19 protein-coding genes are annotated in these 20,283 nt (G+C 31.8%); 13 read left to right on the top strand and 6 right to left on the bottom strand.

The genetic code is table 11. The features are described 5' to 3' along the window. Positions 1 to 95: 95 nt before the first annotated feature. The 3 genes from ACEWL1_RS01730 to ACEWL1_RS01740 all read left to right on the top strand — a co-directional run bounded on the left by ACEWL1_RS01730 (position 96) and on the right by ACEWL1_RS01740 (position 3,752). Positions 96 to 1,136, top strand: coding sequence for a ligand-binding sensor domain-containing protein (locus ACEWL1_RS01730; RefSeq protein WP_409231561.1), 1,041 nt, complete (start codon positions 96 to 98; stop codon positions 1,134 to 1,136). Positions 1,137 to 1,293: 157 nt separating this feature from the next. Next, on the top strand, positions 1,294 to 2,010 hold the full coding sequence (locus tag ACEWL1_RS01735; RefSeq protein ID WP_409231562.1) for a LamG domain-containing protein: 717 nt from the start codon (positions 1,294 to 1,296) through the stop codon (positions 2,008 to 2,010). A gap of 65 nt (positions 2,011 to 2,075) precedes the next feature. Then, on the top strand, positions 2,076 to 3,752 hold the full coding sequence (locus ACEWL1_RS01740; protein ID WP_409231563.1) for an RluA family pseudouridine synthase: 1,677 nt from the start codon (positions 2,076 to 2,078) through the stop codon (positions 3,750 to 3,752). A gap of 33 nt (positions 3,753 to 3,785) precedes the next feature. Here ACEWL1_RS01740 and ACEWL1_RS01745 read toward each other — a convergent pair whose 3' ends face one another. Further along, positions 3,786 to 6,446, bottom strand: a complete 2,661-nt coding sequence (locus ACEWL1_RS01745) for a DUF5916 domain-containing protein (RefSeq protein WP_409231564.1) — start codon at positions 6,444 to 6,446, stop codon at positions 3,786 to 3,788. 256 nt (positions 6,447 to 6,702) lie between these two features. On the opposite strand from ACEWL1_RS01745, the gene rplM reads away from it, so the two are divergent. The 10 genes from rplM (at position 6,703) to ACEWL1_RS01795 (ending at position 17,033) form a co-directional block, all read left to right on the top strand. Continuing rightward, a complete protein-coding gene (rplM, locus tag ACEWL1_RS01750; RefSeq protein WP_409231565.1) occupies positions 6,703 to 7,158 on the top strand; it encodes a 50S ribosomal protein L13 in 456 nt (151 codons plus the stop codon). After that, entirely contained in the window at positions 7,158 to 7,544 is a 387-nt protein-coding gene (gene rpsI, locus ACEWL1_RS01755; RefSeq protein ID WP_409231566.1) for a 30S ribosomal protein S9, read from the top strand. The genes rplM and rpsI overlap by 1 nt, the downstream gene beginning before the upstream one ends. A 149-nt stretch (positions 7,545 to 7,693) precedes the next feature. Continuing rightward, positions 7,694 to 8,479 (top strand): 30S ribosomal protein S2, encoded by a 786-nt coding sequence (gene rpsB / locus ACEWL1_RS01760; RefSeq protein WP_409231567.1) that lies wholly within the window; start codon positions 7,694 to 7,696, stop codon positions 8,477 to 8,479. A 24-nt stretch (positions 8,480 to 8,503) separates the two neighbouring features. Further along, positions 8,504 to 9,475, top strand: a complete 972-nt coding sequence (gene tsf / locus ACEWL1_RS01765) for a translation elongation factor Ts (RefSeq protein WP_409231568.1) — start codon at positions 8,504 to 8,506, stop codon at positions 9,473 to 9,475. Positions 9,476 to 9,638: 163 nt separating this feature from the next. Further along, positions 9,639 to 10,346, top strand: coding sequence for a UMP kinase (gene pyrH / locus ACEWL1_RS01770; protein ID WP_409231569.1), 708 nt, complete (start codon positions 9,639 to 9,641; stop codon positions 10,344 to 10,346). Between the two features lie 28 nt (positions 10,347 to 10,374). Next, the gene (frr, locus tag ACEWL1_RS01775) at positions 10,375 to 10,929 is read left to right on the top strand and encodes a ribosome recycling factor (protein WP_409231570.1); all 555 of its coding nucleotides are present in this window, start codon (positions 10,375 to 10,377) and stop codon (positions 10,927 to 10,929) included. Between the two features lie 101 nt (positions 10,930 to 11,030). Then, the gene (locus ACEWL1_RS01780) at positions 11,031 to 13,412 is read left to right on the top strand and encodes an efflux RND transporter permease subunit (protein ID WP_409231571.1); all 2,382 of its coding nucleotides are present in this window, start codon (positions 11,031 to 11,033) and stop codon (positions 13,410 to 13,412) included. A gap of 106 nt (positions 13,413 to 13,518) precedes the next feature. Continuing rightward, a complete protein-coding gene (gene asnS / locus ACEWL1_RS01785; RefSeq protein ID WP_409231572.1) occupies positions 13,519 to 14,952 on the top strand; it encodes an asparagine--tRNA ligase in 1,434 nt (477 codons plus the stop codon). 20 nt (positions 14,953 to 14,972) lie between these two features. Beyond that, positions 14,973 to 16,430 (top strand): RNA polymerase factor sigma-54, encoded by a 1,458-nt coding sequence (rpoN, locus tag ACEWL1_RS01790; protein WP_409231573.1) that lies wholly within the window; start codon positions 14,973 to 14,975, stop codon positions 16,428 to 16,430. A gap of 3 nt (positions 16,431 to 16,433) precedes the next feature. After that, positions 16,434 to 17,033 carry a hypothetical protein gene (locus ACEWL1_RS01795; RefSeq protein WP_409231574.1) on the top strand — a complete coding sequence of 200 codons (600 nt, stop codon included), beginning with the start codon at positions 16,434 to 16,436 and terminating at the stop codon, positions 17,031 to 17,033. Here ACEWL1_RS01795 and ACEWL1_RS01800 read toward each other — a convergent pair. From ACEWL1_RS01800 to ACEWL1_RS01820, 5 genes are all read right to left on the bottom strand, one after another. After that, on the bottom strand, positions 17,028 to 17,702 hold the full coding sequence (locus tag ACEWL1_RS01800; RefSeq protein ID WP_409231575.1) for a porin family protein: 675 nt from the start codon (positions 17,700 to 17,702) through the stop codon (positions 17,028 to 17,030). The genes ACEWL1_RS01795 and ACEWL1_RS01800 overlap by 6 nt on opposite strands. A gap of 102 nt (positions 17,703 to 17,804) precedes the next feature. Then, positions 17,805 to 18,272 carry an ExbD/TolR family protein gene (locus ACEWL1_RS01805; protein WP_409231576.1) on the bottom strand — a complete coding sequence of 156 codons (468 nt, stop codon included), beginning with the start codon at positions 18,270 to 18,272 and terminating at the stop codon, positions 17,805 to 17,807. Between the two features lie 21 nt (positions 18,273 to 18,293). Further along, the gene (locus ACEWL1_RS01810; protein WP_409231577.1) at positions 18,294 to 18,914 is read right to left on the bottom strand and encodes an ExbD/TolR family protein; all 621 of its coding nucleotides are present in this window, start codon (positions 18,912 to 18,914) and stop codon (positions 18,294 to 18,296) included. A gap of 3 nt (positions 18,915 to 18,917) precedes the next feature. Further along, positions 18,918 to 19,379 (bottom strand): hypothetical protein, encoded by a 462-nt coding sequence (locus ACEWL1_RS01815; RefSeq protein ID WP_409231578.1) that lies wholly within the window; start codon positions 19,377 to 19,379, stop codon positions 18,918 to 18,920. A gap of 8 nt (positions 19,380 to 19,387) precedes the next feature. Next, entirely contained in the window at positions 19,388 to 20,107 is a 720-nt protein-coding gene (locus ACEWL1_RS01820) for a MotA/TolQ/ExbB proton channel family protein (RefSeq protein WP_409231579.1), read from the bottom strand. Between the last annotated feature and the right edge of the window lie 176 nt (positions 20,108 to 20,283).

A 20,283-nucleotide genomic window follows, 5' to 3' on the forward strand; every position in this document is an offset into this window, starting at 1 on the left:
CCTTTTATTATTCCGGAACATATACTGTTAAACACCTATATTTGTTAGTATATAACTAGACATTCGCTGCAACCTAACACAACAAAAAAAGAATAATGAACTTTCTGATTTCAATAATAACTTTGCTTCTATTTTTTTCTTGTAACGGACAGAAACCAAAAACAGTTGAATTAAAAGAGCCTAAAGTTTATACGAGTGCTGACATTGTTACAAGCAGTTTATTAGACAAAAATGGAGACCTATGGTTTGGGACATCAACCGAAGGTCTTTATAAATTTGATGGTGAAAAATTCTCAAATTTTAATGAAGATGATGGACTTTGCACTAACCAAATTTGGAGCATCATTGAAGATGACAAAGGAATTATTTGGTTGGCAACAAATAAGGGCTTGTTCAAATACAATGGTAAAACTTTTACCCAGATTACAATTCCTTACATTGACACAAGTAGTGAATGGTACAAAAGGGTTTACCCAACAGTAAACCCAAATCAGGCAAATTCAATAATTCAAGATAAAGATGGAATATATTGGATTGGGACTTCAGGTGGTGGAGCTTACAAATATGACGGAAAAACATTTCAAAACATATTGGCTGAGAAAGGCAGGAAATATGAAGATAGCCTTCATCACAACGTTATACAAAGCATAATACAGGACAAAGCTGGAAACATTTGGTTTGCTTCAATGAGTAATGGCGGATTAACGAAATACGATGGAGATACATTCCAAGAGTTCAAAACAGGAAGTGGATTAAGTGATAATATGGTTCGTTATGTCTATCAAGACCAAGAAGGGAATGTTTGGATAGGAACAAATGGAAATCGAAATGGTGGATTGGATAAGTTTGACGGAAAAAACTTTAGAAACTTTAATGAAAGTAATGGTTTGTGCAGTAATAATATTGCCGTTATATTCCAAAGTTCAGACGGAAAAGTTTGGTTAGGTAGCGACAGAGAAGCTCTTTGCTATTTTGAAAATGGGAGTTTCAAATCTTTAGACAAATTATCAGGAATTTCAATAAGAACAATCATAGAAGATAAAGATGGAAATTTGTGGTTTGGTGGCAGAAAAGGAAATTTGTGGAAATATGATGGAGAGAAGTTGACCGACCTAACCCAGTTGAAAAATGAATAAAAGGCAGCAGCTAACACCGTATATAATTAATGACTAGTTCTCGCCTACTTATAAAAATCCTTGCAACTAATCAAACACAAAACAGATAAAACAACAGTTGTTTTTTTTCATATAAAATAATGTTATCTTTAAAGTTCAACTTAGTTGCCCATTTTAAATGAACACCAATTCTAAAGCATTTCTGATATTACTAATTATTGTTATGAACAGTTGTACCAATTATTTATTTCTAAAAAATGTTCCTGTAAAAAACGTTCCTTTTGTAGCGAATTTTGATAATCAAGAAACATTTAATTCAAATTGGAAAGACAACTCTTTTGGGCATCCAAAATCGTATTCCTTAGAAAACAATCGTTTAAAAATTACAACTCGTGCTCACCGAAAAGACCGAGTAAAAGTAAAAACTGTACGAAAAGATTTTGGACTTGGCACTTATCAATGGAATATATATGTACCACAATTTGACTTAAACGACCAATGCAGTATTGGTGCTTTTATTTATCATTCAGGAAAAACATCTTACGAAATAGATTTTGAAATAGGATCAGGAAACAAGGAAGATCGAAAAGAAGTAAACGCAAAACCTAATGAAGCACTTGTACATTGCACATCGCAATACAGCCCTAATTCTTCTGGTACTTTTAAAGTAATTACCGAACAATGGCATACTTTTAAACTTGAATTGACAGAAAAAAAGAATAGATATTTTGTAAAATGGTATATTAATGATGTTTTGGTAAAAACATTACAAACCAAAATAAAAACAAAACACAAGTTTACTGTTCATAACAGTCTAGAAAATTTATCGTTTATGGGAGAACATTTACCTTCTAAAGAAAATTATGTGCTGTTTAATTCTTTTACGTTTCATTAAAAAAACCAACTTTAAAAACCTGAATTTTATAAAGTATATTTGCATACAATTTTATTCAAGCTTTTGTGTCTACATATTTTCAAACCTTTTCTAGATCTATAAACGAAATTGAACTTCCCAAAAAGTTTACATTTCCGTTTTATTATGAACCGCATTTGTTATGTGAAATAGCAGCAAAAGAAGTACAAAACTATATAGAAACTCAAACTGATTTTGAGCATAATTTTGGTTTAGATCCTTCTAAAAAAGGATTGGCTATTGGAAAAATGTTTGGTGTTTTGGTTGTTGAAAACCAACAAAACCAAATTGGTTATATTACTGCGGTTTCTGGGAAATTAGCCAATACAAATATTCATAAAAAGTTTGTTCCGCCCGTTTTTGATATGTTGACCAAAGATTCTTATTTCTTACAGGAAGAAGCTGTTTTAAATGACATCAATTCTAAACTTGAGAACCTAGAAAACAATACAGAATATATAGAGTTGATTTCTCAATTAAAATCAGAAAAGAAAAAAGCGGCGATTGATATTCGAGAGAAAAAAGAAGCTTTAAAAGCTGCTAAAAAAGAGCGCGATATCAAAAGAATAAAAGCACAATCAGAATTGCAACTCGAAGCCTATGCCGCTTATGAAGAATTGTTGAGTACAGAAAGTTTAGAAGCTAAATATTTTTTTAACAATGTAACTCGTTTTTGGGAACATACTTTAAATGCTATCAAAGAAAAACTTGCTGTTTTTACTACTCAAATTGATGCTTTAAAAGAAGAGCGAAAACTAAAATCTGCTGCTTTACAACAGTATTTATTTGAACAATATCAGTTTTTAAATTCGGCAAAAGAATCTAAAAATTTATCAGAACTTTTTGCGAAAACAACAGAACAAAATCCGCCTGCGGGTTCTGGAGAATGTGCTGCCCCAAAATTATTACAACATGCATTTCTACACAATTTAAAACCCATTGCAATGGCTGAGTTTTGGTGGGGAAAATCGCCAAATACAGAAGTCAGAAAACACCAATATTTTTATCCAGCGTGTCAAGGAAAGTGCAAACCAATTTTAGCACACATGTTATCCGAAATTGAAATGGACACAAATCCGATGCTGCAAAATCCTGCAATTGGAAAAGAACTCGAAATCATTTTTGAAGATGAAGATGTAATCGTTGTTTACAAACCTGCTGAGTTTTTATCGGTTCCTGGAATTCACATTCAAGATTCTGTTTATACGAGAATCAAACAACTATGTCCAACAATTTCAGGGCCAATAATTGTACATCGATTAGACATGTCTACTTCTGGATTAGTAGTTTTGGCAAAAAACAAAAAGGCACACAAAGACTTACAAAGTCAGTTTATCAATAAAACAGTTTCCAAAAAATATGTGGCTTTATTGGATGGGAATCTTAAAGAAGATTCTGGAACAATTAGTTTGCCTTTGCGAGTAGATTTAGATGACAGACCAAGACAATTGGTTTGTTTTGAATACGGAAAAAAAGCAGAAACTAAATGGGAAGTTATCGAACGAAAAGACAACAAAACAAGAATTCATTTATTTCCAATAACTGGTAGAACACATCAATTAAGAGTTCACACATCGCATTCTTTGGGATTAAATACACCAATAATTGGCGATGATTTGTATGGTAAAAAAGCAAATCGATTGCATTTACATGCTGCTTTTCTAGAATTTACACACCCAACAACAAAAGAGAAAATGGCGTTTCATAAAAAAGCCGAGTTTTAAAAACTCGGCTTTCTGGTATCTATTTATAATCAACTACAACATAAATCGATACGTTGCTTTTATCAAAAAGATATTGTGTGCTGTTTGTCCAAAAATATTATCGTTTAAACTGGGCAATAAATTATCCATCGGATTTCCGTTTCTCGTCAATCCTTGAGACCAAACTAAAAAGATTTCAGAACCCGGAATATATTCCCAACGGGCAACTAAATTAGATTGAAATTGGATAAAAGAAAAATCTGGGTTTCCAATAGTATAATCTGTAGTTGCATCTGTATTTTCATCCACCAAATAGCTGTCAGAATTAGAATCGTACATAATTTGATTGCTATTGTATTGTTGAAATCTATCTGTAAAATTGCTCGCCAACGAATTGGTAATGTATTTAAAGTTACTATATCTTCCTCTAGAAATAAACGGAGAACCATAATATTGAATGGTTAATTCTGGAGTAATTGTATAATTTAATCTTAGCGACAAATTAAAAGTATCTTGGTCTAAACTTGCATTGATATATCTTGCAATGCTATTATTTCCGTTTCCAAAAGTGTTAGAAGTTACATATTGCAATTCTTGATTGTTTGAATTAACACCTGCAGATACAGAAATATTGAACGAGTTTATTGGTACATACTTCAAGTTTATCGATGCGTTTTTTCTTGTAAACGAATTGCTTTCACCTTTGGTTTGATTTAAGCTTATTCTAAATTGAAGTTTTTTTCTTTCATCACTTTGTAAATACCAATTTGTTTCAAATGATTTTGGCAAACGCAACATGGGTCCGCCACGCAAAGCAGAGTCTGTAAAGTCTACAACAGCATAGTGCATTCCGTAACCAGTTCCCCAATTGTTATTAAATGTTGCATGTGCATTATTATTAAAACCTAAATACGTATGTTTTCCTTCAAAATTCCAAGAAGCATAATGATTGTAATTTACTTGTAAAGATCTAAAAACAGAAAATGGTTTTAATGATTTATACGCCATCCAATTATAATGCGTGATGTCATCCGCATTTCGTTGAAAACCCATATCGTTCATTTCTAATTCTGGTGAACGCCAAGTTACTCCACTTTCAAAAAGGAATTTTCCTCCGCCACCTTTTCCTACTTTAAAATTTCCTCCAGTTCCTGTTAAAGAAGTTCTGTTTGGATCAACATTTACATGCGTTGCATCAACTCTTTGAAAATTGTGTCTAAGACTTGTTTGCGTATTGTAAATTGCTTGTTTACTTCCTAAAACTTTACTCATAACTAAGTTTCCTGAGGCGTACCAAGTTCTTTCATTCCATTGATGTTTAAAATCAACTCCGCCAGTATAAGCAGCATTATGAATATCGGTAATATGTGTGTCTGTTAAATTTCTATTTGATGCCGTAAAAATTCCGCCAATAAGCGTATTACTATTGTTGTATTCTTTTTGCAATCTTGTTAAAAAGTAGTTTGTTAAAGGCTCAATAACTTCTTGTCTTCGCGTTCCGTTAATGTCTATTTCTGCAAATTCTTCTTGAGTAACTGCTTCTAAAATTCCGATGGATAAACCTGATTTTGTTTTTCCAGAGAATTTTGCGGCTCCTAAAATTGTAGTATTTCCAGGTCTTTGCACAAATTCTCCAGTTCCTGCTGTTGTTCCTCCTTGCGGACTTCTACCAATTCTACGAGAATAAAAAACATTGTCTCTTGTAAAAGGACCGCCAGCTTCTGCTTTGGTAACTTGATAATCAAAAATGTTTTTATTTTCTACAAAAAACGGACGTTGTTCTTCTTGAAAAATTTGAAAACCATCTAACGAAATTGCAGATGGATCTGCTTCAACTTGGCCAAAATCTGGATTTACCGTAAAATCTAACGTTAAATTATTTGTAATTCCAATTTTACCATCTAATCCAAAATTGGTGCTGCTTCTTTTTCCTGTTGCAAACGGATTTCCGATTTCTTTTTCAAACGTTTCTGTTTGTCCAACTGCATAAGGTTGAATTTCTAATTGTTTTTGTGGTTTGATATTTTTAATTCCGTGTAATTCTCCCATATTACTAATCCAACCAGAAACAGTTCTAGGCATTCTTTGCCAAAGCGTACGTTCATTTAATCTAAAATCCATTCGTTGAATTTGCATTCCCCAAACTTGTTCTACAGCATCTGTAAATCGAATTTGAGAAAGCGGAATTTTAAATTCTGCCGTCCAACCTTCTTCGTCAATTTTGGTTTTTACAAACCATATTGGGTTCCAACTTTTATCCCAACTTTTACCGTTTAAAGAAGCAAATTCTTCTCCTTTCACTCCTGCAGCAGTTACTGTAAATGCAAAAGCCGTTCTTAAATCGTGATAACTATCTAAATTTATTTCAATCCAATCTCCGTCATTTCCATCTCTACGAGACAAGCGTTTTACAATTTTATCTGGCTCAGAATCAAAACAACGAACAGCTAAATATAAATTCTTGTCGTCATAAATAATTTTAAATTTTGTTTTTTGTGTTGGTGGATTCCCTTCTACAGGTGATAATTGTGTAAAATTAGCATTCCAAGGAACAGCGTTCCAAGTTTCATCAGTAATATTACCATCGATAATTGGTGCTTTGTTTGTTTTTTTTGTAGTGTAAATTCTTTTTGGTACTTTTTTGTTTGTATCTTCTTGACTATAGGTTATTTGCACAACAAAAAATGCAAGAAAAATTGAGAGTTTTTTTATCATCCTTAATAATTGATTTTTAATCGAAAAAGTTCTTTTACTTTTAAAAAGACTTCGAAAAAATGGAATTGTTACATTGACAAAACGAAAGTAGGTTTTTACTATCTTAATTATTTGTTAAAACTTCTATGTATCCACTTAATATCCAGCATATAAAATAAACGCAAACAGTGTTTGTCTATTTCATATTTAGTTGTACCTTTGCAGACCTTTTTTAAGGGAAAAAATTTATTTATTAATTGACAAAAACTAAAGTGTAATGAACACATTAAGTTACAAAACAGTATCAGCAAACAAAGAAACTGCTAAAAAAGAGTGGTTGGTTGTTGATGCGGACGGGCAAACATTGGGTCGTCTTGCTTCTAAAATAGCAATGCTAATTAGAGGTAAATACAAAACCAACTTTACACCTCACGTAGATTGTGGTGATAACGTTGTAGTAATTAACGCAGAAAAAATCACCCTTTCTGGAAACAAATGGGCTGATAAATCGTACATCCGTCACACAGGTTATCCTGGTGGACAAAGATCGCTAACTGCAACAGAAATGTTTGAGAAAGATCCTACAAGATTAATCGAAAAAGCAGTAAAAGGAATGTTACCTAAAAATAAATTAGGAGCGGCACTTTTTAGAAATTTATATGTATATGCTGGGGCTGAGCACCAACAAACTGCTCAAGAGCCAAAAGCTATTAACCTTAACGATCTTAGATAATGGAAACTGTACACAAAATAGGTAGAAGAAAAACAGCTGTTGCTCGTATTTATCTTACAAAAGGGAAAGGTAATATTACTATCAACAAAAGAGAGTTTACAAATTACTTTACAACTTCAACTTTACAATATAAAGTTCAACAACCGCTACAATTAACAGATAACTTAACGTCTTATGACATTAAAGTAAATGTTTTTGGTGGTGGTGTAACTGGTCAAGCTGAAGCCATTCGTTTAGCAATTACTAGAGCATTAGTTTCTATAAACGAAGAAGACAAAGCGATTTTAAAACCTCATGGATTATTAACAAGAGATCCAAGAATGGTAGAAAGAAAGAAATTTGGTCAGAAAAAAGCAAGAAAGAAATTTCAATTCTCGAAACGTTAATAGCATACTCGAATTTATTTCGATATTTCTATTCAAACGTGGCAGTGAATTGTTCATTTATAATTTAAATAAACAGTTTAGCATCTAAATAGGTAAGACTCTTTTTATAAGGCTACTTACTTATTGCTACAATTAAAAGAAAGTAAACAATGGCAAAAGTAAACATTAAAGAATTACTAGATAGTGGAGTGCATTTTGGTCACTTAACTAGAAAATGGGATCCAAACATGGCTCCTTACATTTATACAGAACGCAATGGTGTACACATCATTGACTTGTATAAAACTGCTGCAAAAATAGAAGAAACTGCTGCTGCATTAGAGAAAATCGCTAATTCAGGTAGAAAAATTTTATTCGTTGCAACTAAAAAGCAAGCAAAAGACATCGTTGCTGAAAAAGCAAAAGACATTAACATGCCTTACATCACAGAAAGATGGCCTGGTGGAATGTTAACAAACTTTATTACAATTAGAAAAGCTGTTAAAAAAATGGCTACTATTGATAGAATGAAGTTAGATGGATCTTTTGATGCATTGTCAAAAAGAGAAAAATTACAAATCAACCGTCAAAGAGAAAAATTAGAAAAGAATTTAGGTTCTATTACTGATATGACTCGTTTACCTGGTGCAATTTTTGTAGTTGATGTTAAGAAAGAGCACATTGCAATTGCAGAAGCGAAAAACTTAAACATTCCAATTTTTGCAATGGTTGATACTAATTCTGACCCAAGACCAATTGATTTTGTGATTCCTTCAAACGATGACGCTTCTAAATCTATTGAAAAAGTATTGAGTTATATTACTGATGCTATTGCCAATGGTTTAGCTGAAAGAAAAGCAGGAAAAGAAAAGACAAAAGAAGTTAAAGAAGAAGCTTCTGAAAAGAAAGCGCCTAAGGCTGAAAAAACTGAAACTTCTACTGAAGAAACAAAATAATTATAATCAAAAAACATACATAACATGGAAACAGTAAAGATTAGTGCTGCTGATGTTAAAAATTTAAGAGAAGCAACTGGAGCTGGAATGATGGACTGTAAAAAGGCATTAGTAGAAGCAGAAGGAAACTTTGACAAAGCAATTGATATTTTACGTAAAAAAGGTCAGAAGATTGCTGCAAAAAGAGCTGATAGAGAATCTACAGAAGGAGTTGCAGTAACAAGAATTAACGCAGACAACACTACTGGTGTTGCTATCGTTTTAGCTTGTGAAACTGACTTTGTAGGTAAAAATGATTCTTTTGTGGCTTTAGCTGGTCAATTTGCAGACATCGCTTTAAATTACAAAAGCAAAGAAGAATTCTTAGCAGCTGATTTTGAAGGAATGACGGTTGCAGAAAAATTAGTTGAACAAACAGGAGTTATTGGTGAAAAATTAGACATCACAGCTTTTGAAAGAATTGAAGCTGCTTATGTTGGTTCTTATACTCACATTGGTAAAATTGCTGCAATCGTAGGTTTAACTAGTGTTGTTGACAATGCAGATGTTTTAACAAAAGATGTTGCAATGCAAATTGCATCTATGGGAGCTACAACTTTATCTTATAAAGATTTTGATCCTGCATTTATTGCTGCAGAAACTGAAGCAAGAATTGCAGTTATCGAAAAAGATAATATTGAGTTAGGTAGATTAGGAAAAACATTGAAAAATGTTCCTCAATATATTTCTATGGCTCAATTAACTGAAGAAGTTTTAGCTAAAGCTGAAGAAGCTGCAAAAGCTGAATTAAAAGCTGAAGGAAAACCAGAACAAATTTGGGATAGAATTTTACCAGGTAAAATGGAAAGATTTATTTCTGACAACACAACATTAGATCAAGAACAATGTTTATTAGATCAAGTTTTTATTAAAGACGAGAAGAAAAATGTTGCAGAATACGTTAAATCGTATGGAGATGTTGCTATAAGCGGATTTAAAAGAGTTACTTTAGGGTAATCTTAAATTCTCAAGAATTATATCAAAAACCATCCTCTTTAGGATGGTTTTTTTTATTTACAAAATCACAATCATCAATACAAAAAGCTTTCTAGGAAATTCTTATATTTGCCAAACCTTTGTTCCCACGAAAGTGGAAACCTTTTAAATATAAAAGCAACACATGCAATACAAAAGAATTCTTTTAAAATTAAGCGGAGAAGCATTAATGGGAGATAGACAATATGGAATTGACCCGCAACGTCTCTCTGAATATGCAAAAGAAATAAAACAAGTCGTAGAAAAAGGTATTGAAGTTGCAATTGTTATTGGTGGTGGAAACATTTTTAGAGGTGTTGCAGGAGCCAGTAACGGAATGGATCGCGTACAGGGAGATTATATGGGAATGTTAGCTACTTGTATAAACGGATTAGCATTACAAAGCGCCATAGAATCTGCTGGTGTTAAAACAAGATTGCTAACTGCTATAAAAATGGAACAGGTTGCAGAGCCTTTTATTAAGAGACGAGCAGTTCGTCATTTAGAAAAAGGAAGAGTTGTTATTTTTGGAGCCGGAACAGGGAACCCATATTTTACAACAGATACTGCTGCAGTTTTAAGAGCTATCGAGATTAATGCTGATGCCATTTTAAAAGGAACACGTGTTGATGGCATCTATACATCAGATCCTGAGAAAAATCAAGATGCAATAAAGTTCGAAAACATCACTTTTAAAGAAGTCATTGAAAAAGGTTTAAAAGTAATGGACATGACCGCTTTTACTTTAAGTGAAGAAAATAAATTACCTATTATTGTTTTTGATATGAATACAAAAGGAAACTTATTAAAGTTAGTTTCTGGAGTAAAAATAGGTACAATTGTTAATAATTAATTAGCTATATTTTATAAAATTTTAAGTGATGAACGAAGAAGTTGAATTTATTTTAGACAGCGCAAAAGAACAAATGCAAAATGCTATTGAGCATTTGATAAAAGAGTTAAGAGCCATTAGAGCTGGTAAAGCAACACCTGCAATGTTAACAAACGTAATGGTAGATTATTACGGCTCTCAAACTCCGTTAAGTCAGGTTGCAAACGTAAACACGCCAGACGCAAGAACCATTAGCATTCAGCCTTGGGAGAAAAACATGTTACAAGAAATTGAAAAAGCCATTCAAATTGCAAACTTAGGTTTTAATCCGATGAATAATGGTGACCTTATCATGATAAACGTTCCGCCTTTAACTGAAGAAAGAAGAATTAATTTATCTAAACAAGCAAAGGCTGAAGGTGAGCATGCTAAAATTGGAGTTAGAAATGCTCGTAAAGACGCAAATAATGAAATTAAAAAATTAGATATTTCTGATGATTTAAAGAAAGTATCTGAAGCAGAAGTACAAACTTTAACAGATAAATATGTAAAAGAAATTGATGCAATTCTTGACGTTAAAGAAAAAGAGATCATGACTGTTTAATAAAGAAATATGTATAAAATAAAAAAGGAGCGTTCTAGAACGCTCCTTTTTTTATGCGATAGGTTCTTAAACATTTCCTACATTTGCATAAATTTTACAGCATGAATTTTTGGACCAAAGTTGCCGGATTAATTTTAAGAAATAGATATCTTGTTTTAGTATTAGTTGCAGCTTTTACTGCTTTTTTGGCCTCACAAACAAAGTATATGAAATTTTCATATACAGAAGCAAACTTACTTCCAGAAAATCATGAAGCCAATATAGAATACAATCAGTTTTTAGAAATTTTTGGCGAAGAAGGAAATTTAATCATCCTTGCTGTTAAAGACTCTACATTATTTACTCCAGAAAAATTTAATGCTTGGAACAATCTTACCAAAGAAATTGATGCTACTGAAGAAGTAGAATTTTCTGTTTCAATTGCGGATGTTCAACAATTAAAAGCAGATAGAAAAAACAGAAAATTTGTTTTAGAACCACTATTAAATAAAACTCCTACTACCCAAAAAGAAGTTTCGGCAATAAAAAAACAATTGTTCGAAAACCTTCCTTTTTATGACAATTTATTATACAATAAAAAAACCGGAACAGTTCAAACAGCAATTTATATTGATAAAAAAATTGTTAACACACCCGTTCGTAAAGACTTTATCTTTAATGTATTAATTCCCACAATAGAAAAGTTTGAGAAAGAGCACAACCTACAAGTTCGTGTTTCTGGTATGCCCTATATAAGGACCTTAAATTCTCAAAATATACAAGACGAAATTTTGCTATTTGTCGTTGGCGCATTATTAATTACAGCAATTATTTTCTTCTTCTTTTTCCGATCGTATCGTGCAACTTTTATTACACTTTTAGTTGTGATGATTGGTGTCACTTGGGCATTTGGCTTTATTGGTTTATTCGGATATGAAATTACGGTTTTAACAGCTTTAATTCCGCCTTTAATTATTGTAATTGGTGTACCAAATGCCATTTTCTTAATTAATAAATATCAACAAGAAGTTAAGAAACATGGGAACCAGGCAAAATCGTTACAACGTGTTATTTCTAAAATAGGAAATGCCACTTTAATGACCAATATTACAACGGCTTCTGGGTTTGCAACTTTTGTTTTTACGAAGAGTCAGCTCTTAAAAGAATTCGGAATTATCGCTTCTATAAACATCGTTGGTATTTTTATTTTGGCCTTATTAATTATTCCGATTATCTATAGTTTTATGCCTTTGCCAAAGAAAAAGCATCTAAATCATTTAGAAAAACAATGGATTGATAATGTTGTTAATTGGATGGAAAAAATGGTGCGCCATAACAGAATTGCTATTTATATAACAACAGTTATTATTATCATTTTAGGAATAATAGGAGTTTATCAAATTAGAGTTTCTGGAAGTTTGATTGAAGACATGCCAAAAGGAAGGCAGTTTTACAAAGACATTAAGTTTTTCGAAAAAGAATTTGGCGGAATAATGCCGTTAGAGATTTTTATTGACACCCAAAAAGAAAAAGGTGTCATGAAACTTTCTACGTTAAAAAAGATGGAAAAAATCAATGATGCTATTGAACAATTTCCTGAGTTATCTAAACCCATTTCTGTTACAAATTTGGTAAAATATTCTAAGCAAGCCTATTATTTAGGAAATCCAAAATACTATCAATTACCAACATCGCAAGAACAAAGTTATATTTTTGCATATACCAAAAATTCTAACAGCAACTCTAACATGTTAACTAATTTTGTTGATTCAACCGGTAGATATGCTAGAATCACCACTTTTATGAAAGACATTGGCACCGATAAAATGACTATCATTCAAGATCGTTTAAATGCTGTGATTGCTAAAGAATTTCCTGCCGATAAATTTGATGTTCACCTTACAGGAAAAGCATTGGTTTTCTTAAAAGGTACCAATTATTTAATCAATAATTTAGTTATTTCTTTATCACTCGCCATTTTATTAATTGCATTATTTATGGCTTGGATGTTTAGATCGTATCAAATGATCTTAATTTCCTTGATTCCGAATATGCTACCATTGCTAATTACAGCTGGATTAATGGGCTTTTTTGGCATTCCGATAAAACCATCAACCATATTGGTATTTAGTATTGCATTTGGAATTTCTGTAGATGATACCATTCACTTTTTAGCAAAATACAGACAAGAATTACAAGCCAACAATTGGCGAATTAAAAAATCTGTGTACAGCGCTTTAAGAGAAACTGGTGTGAGTATGTTTTACACTTCCATAGTATTGTTTTTTGGCTTTTTAGTGTTTACAGTTTCTAGCTTTGGAGGCACCATTGCATTAGGCGGTTTGGTTTCTGTAACTTTATTATTTGCAATGGTTTCTAACCTTCTGTTATTACCCTCTTTATTACTTTCTTTTGAAAAGAAAATTACCAATAAGAAAGTGTTTAAAGAACCTTCTATGAGAATTTTTCCTCCAAAGGAAAATCAGGAAGAAGAGGCAGAATAAATTCAAATTTTATTAACAACAGTTTCGTTGTTAATTTTACGCTAAAAAGGTATCTTTGCTTTTCATTATTACCTTAGTAATCCTGTTAATTTTTTATTTTAAGAAGATGATTAGAAGTAGCGTATTAGAATTATTACAAGCAGACAAAATTTTACAAGAAGTAACCGTAAAAGGTTGGGTTAGAACTTTTAGAAGCAATCGTTTTATTGCTTTAAATGATGGTTCTACCATTCATAATATACAGTGTGTAGTAGATTTTGAAAAAACAGATGAAGCTACAATTAAAAGAATTACAACTGGTGCAGCAGTAAGTGTAAAAGGGACTTTAGTTCAAAGTCAAGGAAAAGGACAAAACGTAGAAATTCAGGTTTCTGATTTGGATATTTTAGGAGATTCGAATCCTGATGAGTTTCCAATTCAACCTAAAAAACACAGTTTAGAGTTTTTAAGAGAAAACGCACATTTACGCGTAAGAACTAATACATTTAGCGCCGTAATGAGAGTTCGTTCTGCACTTTCTTTTGCTGTACATAAATACTTTCAAGAAAACGGATTTAACTATGTAAATACTCCGATAATTACTGGTTCTGATGCAGAAGGAGCTGGAGAAATGTTTGGTGTTTCTACTTTTGAACCTAACAAAGCTCCGACAGACAAAGACGGAAATATAGATTACAAACAAGATTTTTTTGGGAAAGAAACCAACCTAACCGTTTCTGGTCAGTTAGAAGCAGAAACCTTTGCAATGGCATTGGGTAAAGTATATACTTTTGGTCCAACTTTTAGAGCAGAAAACTCAAATACAACGCGTCATTTAGCAGAGTTTTGGATGATAGAACCAGAAGTTGCTTTTATGGATTTAGATGGCAATATGGATTTGGCAGAAGATTTTATCAAATCGGTTTTATCAGATGTATTAGAAACCTGTAAAGATGATTTAGCGTTCTTAGACCAACGATTAACACAAGAAGAAAAATCAAAACCACAAGCAGAACGCAGTGAAATGTCTTTACTAGAAAAACTGCATTTTATCACTGAAAATAATTTTAAAAGAGTTAGTTATACAGAAGCAATTGATATTTTACGAAATAGCAAACCAAACAAAAAGAAGAAATTTCAATATCCAATTAACGAATGGGGCGCAGATTTGCAATCTGAGCACGAACGTTTCTTAGTAGAAAAACACTTTAAATGCCCGGTTATTTTATTTGATTATCCTGCATCCATAAAAGCATTTTACATGCGTTTAAACGAAGACGGAAAAACAGTTAGAGCCATGGATGTTTTGTTTCCCGGAATTGGAGAAATTGTTGGTGGTTCTCAAAGAGAAGAACGTTTAGATGTGTTGAAAGAAAAAATGGCTGCTTTAGATATTGATGAAAGAGAATTATGGTGGTATTTAGATCTTCGTAAATACGGAACAGCTGTGCATTCTGGATTTGGCCTAGGATTTGAAAGATTGGTTCAGTTTACAACCGGAATGGGGAACATTAGAGATGTAATTCCATTTCCTAGAACGCCACAAAACGCAGAATTTTAATATTATTTTATAAAAATTAAATGCTCAAACAAAGTTTAAATTTTAAGCTACTACAAAAATTATCTCCACAGCAAATACAGCTGATGAAGTTAATTCAGTTGCCTACACAAGCTTTTGAAGAGCGTTTAAAACAAGAAATAGAAGAAAATCCGGCATTAGATACAGGCAAAGAAGAACCCGAAGATTTTGAAGATTCTTTAGAGAATGAATACGAAGATGATGGGAACGAAAAAATTGATACAGAAGACATCAATATTGATGAATATTTAAGTGACGATGAAATTCCTACTTATAAAACACAAGCTAACAACTACGCTGCTGATGATGAAGATAGAGATATGCCGTATGCATCTGGAACCTCTTTTCATCAATCATTACAAAACCAATTAAACACGTTTCGCCTTAATGATGAAGAAAGAGCTATTGCAGAATTTTTAGTAGGTAGTATAGACGATAGTGGATATATTAGAAGAGGCATTTTAGACCTAGTAGATGATTTGGCTTTTACACAAAACGTATACACAAGTGAAGATAAAGTTCTTGAATTATTGATTAATGTGGTTCAAAAACTAGACCCAATAGGTGTTGGCGCAAGAGATTTAAAAGAATGTCTTATCATACAGCTAAAAGCAAAACCAGTTCAAAAAATAAGAGCTTTAGCAATTTCCATTTTAGAAACTTCTTTTGATCATTTTGTAAAGAAACATTACAAAAAATTAATGGAGAAATTTGATATCTCTGAAGAAGAACTTAAAGAGGTTATTCAAGAAATTAGTAAATTAAATCCAAAACCTGGCAGCTCATATGCTGGTAATAATAAATTTGCCGAACAGATTATTCCAGATTTTTCTATCAAAATTATAGACGGTGAATTAGATCTGACGCTAAATTCTAGAAATGCGCCAGAATTGCATGTATCTAGAGAGTATAATAATATGCTTAAAGGATATCAAGAGTCTAAAGAGAAATCTAAGTCTCAAAAAGATGCTGTACAGTTTATCAAACAAAAATTAGATGCTGCAAAATGGTTTATTGATGCCATCAGACAACGACAACAAACCTTGTTGGTTACTATGAACAGCATCATGCATTATCAATACGACTATTTTTTAACGGGCGATGAGCGAAAGTTAAAACCTATGATTTTAAAAGATATTGCAGATCAAATTAAAATGGATATTTCTACGGTTTCTAGAGTTGCAAATAGCAAATATGTTTCTACACCTTACGGAACAAAATTGATTAAAGAATTCTTCTCAGAATCGATGAAGAATGATCAAGGTGAAGATGTATCGACAAGAGAAATTAAGAAAATATTACAAAATGTTATTGGCGAAGAAGATAAAAGAAAACCATTAACAGACGATAAACTTTCTTTAGTTTTAAAAGAAAAAGGATACCCAATTGCCAGAAGAACCATTGCCAAATATAGAGAGCAATTAGACATTCCTGTTGCTAGATTACGAAAAGAAATTTAGTTTTTGAAGTTTCACAAATTCATATCCGTAATTTTACATCCAATTGTAATACCAACAATTGGAGTTTTATTATTTCTTAGCATTACACCAAATGAAATCAGAAAAGAACGTCAATATTTATTGATTAGTATTGTGTTTTTTTCAACTTATATTGTTCCCTTAATTTCATTAATCATCTTAAAAACACTTGGGTTTATTAAAAGTTTTCAAGTAGAAAGCATAAATGAACGGAAGATTCCGCTCTTTTTAATGTTGCTTATTTTTTATATTTTAGGAAGAAATCTTATCCAAATTTCAGATTTTAAAGAGTTAGGAATGCTATTTTACGGGACAAATGTTTCTCTAGCTATTATTTATTTATTATTCTCATTTCAAATAAAATCTAGCTTGCATATTATGTCTTTGAGTAGTGCTTTAGGATTTTTTCTTCTCTTAGGGAATGTATATTCTATCTCTATTTTACCAATAGCGATTATTATAATACTACTAATAGGAGTTTTAGCAAGCTCAAGATTATATCTAAAGGCACACAATCAAAAAGAAATATATCTTGGTTTTTTTATTGGTTTAGCCGGACAGTTTATTGCCTATAGTTTGTTATAAGATATAGAAAATCAACCCTAATTTTAAAACTTTTGTGTCTATTGGATTAGTTCCTAAAGTAGATGACTTTAATAGCGGAGTTAAACCATAATACAAGCTAAAATTAAACGTAGAATAGCCAGCGGCTATAGTTAATCCGTACTGTACTTTATTTAAACGTTCAATGGTATTATATTCTGTTAAAACATTATTTGTTGTATACTCAATGGTGTTTTTTAAGTTATAACTAATTTTAAAACCCGTATAAATTCTCCAAAACTTGTACTTATTTGCATTTGACGTTCTCCACCTTATTTCAAAAGGCAATTCTAAAGAGTGTAATTTAAGTCCGCTTCTAGTAGTAATATTTGAATCGACATCTATAATTACAGTATTATTTGGTTTGGTAACTTTGTACCCATGATTAAAAGAATCGAAAGCATATCCAAAACCGATTCCTAAAGCGAATCTACCACTCTTAACCAATGAGATGTCTTTGATGTAACCTGTATTGATTCCGTATGAAAAACCGCTCCCAATTACATTGTTTGGTTGATTAAATAATTGATTATAACTAAGACTAACATACAATTGGTCTTCCAAATATGCATCTCCTAAGTTCAAGGAATCCTTTTGTGCAAAAACACATAAAGACAACATTAAAAATAAAACTGAAAATAGCTTTTTCATATACCAGTATTGACAAACTTAGAACGTATAAATATACAGTTTTTGTATAAAAAAAGGGCAATCAAATGATTGCCCTTTTTTAAAGTATTCTATAGAAATAACTTATTCTTGAATTGCTTCTGATTTACGACTAGATAAACTCAACTTTAAAGCACCTACGTCTCTAAGTTTTAGTTTAATATCTGTAATCGTACCAACACTAGATTTAATATCTGCTTTAATTGAAGTAGTCATAAATGGTACTTCCGCTTCAGATCTTTGAGATCTTTCGTTTAAAATAAATGCAGTTACATCATCTGGAGTTGCAATCTTATCATTCAATTGTATTTTATCTCCACCTCCTAGTTTTTTATCTTTTGCTTTACCAACGTAAATCGTACTAACCAAACTTTTATGCTCCAATTTTTTTACTTCTGTAGCATTTGGAAGTACTGGGTTTTCAATTTTTAAATCTGTTTCTCTCATCGTTGTGGTAACCATAAAAAAGAACAATAACATAAAAACAATGTCAGGTAAAGACGCCGTGTTTACAGCTGGCATTTCTTTTTTCTTCTTTCCGAATTTAGACATATTTATTATTTTTTTAATTGATTATGATGTTGGTTCTGCATCAGATAAAATTTGAGGATAGCTAGTTTTTACAAACTCAACTTTTTTCTTCAAATCTTCATTTTTTAAATCCTTTTTAAAGTCTTCTTCTAGTTGATCATAAGAAACATTATACTTTTCTAAAGCCAATCTATTTCTTAGCTCCGTATAAGCTCTTAACAACTCGTTTTGCACTTTAATATACATTCCATATTCTGTACCTCTGTCACTTTGAACAGAAATAATAGCTTTATTTGGATGGTCTGAAGAAGTAGCACTTCTTGCACCTTTACAGTAATCACAAGGACCTGTAGAGACACCGTCAATTTCTTTTCCTTCACCACCTCCATTATCAATAAACTTTATCGCAGCTTCTTTAAGTTCTCCTAATTTCATAGTTTCACCTTCAACAAGCAATTCATTATTTCTATTGATATTAACTTCAAATATGTTTTTCTCTTTAATAACAGGAGGTACATAATCTTTAGGTGGTTTTTCAGATAATTTTTTTGAAATTCCTGAATCCACATCCATAGTAGTAGTTACTAAGAAAAAGATTAATAACAAGAAGGCGATATCCGCCATAGAACCTGCATTAATTTCTGGGGTTTCTCTTCTTGCCATAATTTAAGATTTTATTAATCCTTTTACTAAATCGTATACAAAGAATGCTCCGGCAATAATTCCTAAGAACATGCTATACCAGATTCCAGTACTCACCCATTTATTTACAGAAGAACCAGCTTCTCCTCCAGGAAGTATTTTTCCTTGTGGATCTGTTACAGCTAAACTATCTCCAGTAAAATATGCTAATACTAAAATAACTCCTAAAGCAACTAGACCAAGTAAGGTCTTTTTTAAACTTTCTGGGTTTTTAATTAAAGCTAAAGCAGACATTACTACAGCAGTTCCAACAGCTAAATAAAATAACATTGTTGAAAAAGTAATAATTGGGTCTATAATGCTACCCTGAACCTCAGGGTCGTTTACTATTGCATCGGCATCGGCTGAGAAGATTCTAATAAATAGAATAGCTCCTATCGCCGCAATTAGAGCAACAAATAAACTTAATATTTTTGATAGATTCATAACTATAATTATTTTTTATATTTCACTAATAAGTCAATTAAAGAGATAGACGCATCTTCCATGCTGTTTACAATACTATCTACTTTAGAAACAATGTAATTATAAAAAATCTGTAAAATAATTGCTACTACTAATCCAAATACAGTTGTTAAAAGTGCTATTTTAATACCACCTGCTACAACTCCTGGAGAAATATCATTTGCGACTGCAATTCTATCGAATGCCTCAATCATACCAATTACTGTTCCCATGAAACCTAACATCGGTGCTAAAGCAATAAATAAAGACAACCAAGAAACATTTTTCTCTAATAACCCCATTTGAACTCCACCATATCCAACAACAGCTTTCTCTGCAGCTTCAACGCCTTCGTCCATTCTGTCTAATCCTTGATAGAAAATAGATGCAACTGGACCTTTTGAGTTTCTACAAACTTCTTTTGCAGCTTCTACACCACCAGAACTTAATGCTTCATCAACACTAGCCACTAATTTCTTAGTATTTGTTGTTGCCATGTTTAAATAAATAATTCTTTCGATGGCAATTGCTAACCCTAAGATTAAGGCTACTAATACAATTCCCATAAATTGAGGATCTCCTTCAATAAAACGTTTCTTTAATTCTTGGTGGAAAGTTTCTGATTGAGCTGCTTCTTGAGCAAAAGTTGATTGAATAGCTCCAAAAAACATGAATCCTGCTACTGTTAGGATGTTTGATACTTTTTTCATCTTTGTTATAAATTAATTTTAATAGTTAACGGGTTTAAAGGTATTGATTTTAATTTCAAATTAACAAAAAATGTCTTTTCAAATTTTAGAAAAAAATTATTCAAATTCAAATTTTATCGTTTTGAGAGTGCCAATTAACAAAAAATTGTTGAGTCTCTAAAAAAAAATGGAAGATT

It is taken from the genome of Polaribacter gochangensis (assembly GCF_046224025.1).
GTDB classification, from domain to species: domain Bacteria; phylum Bacteroidota; class Bacteroidia; order Flavobacteriales; family Flavobacteriaceae; genus Polaribacter; species Polaribacter gochangensis.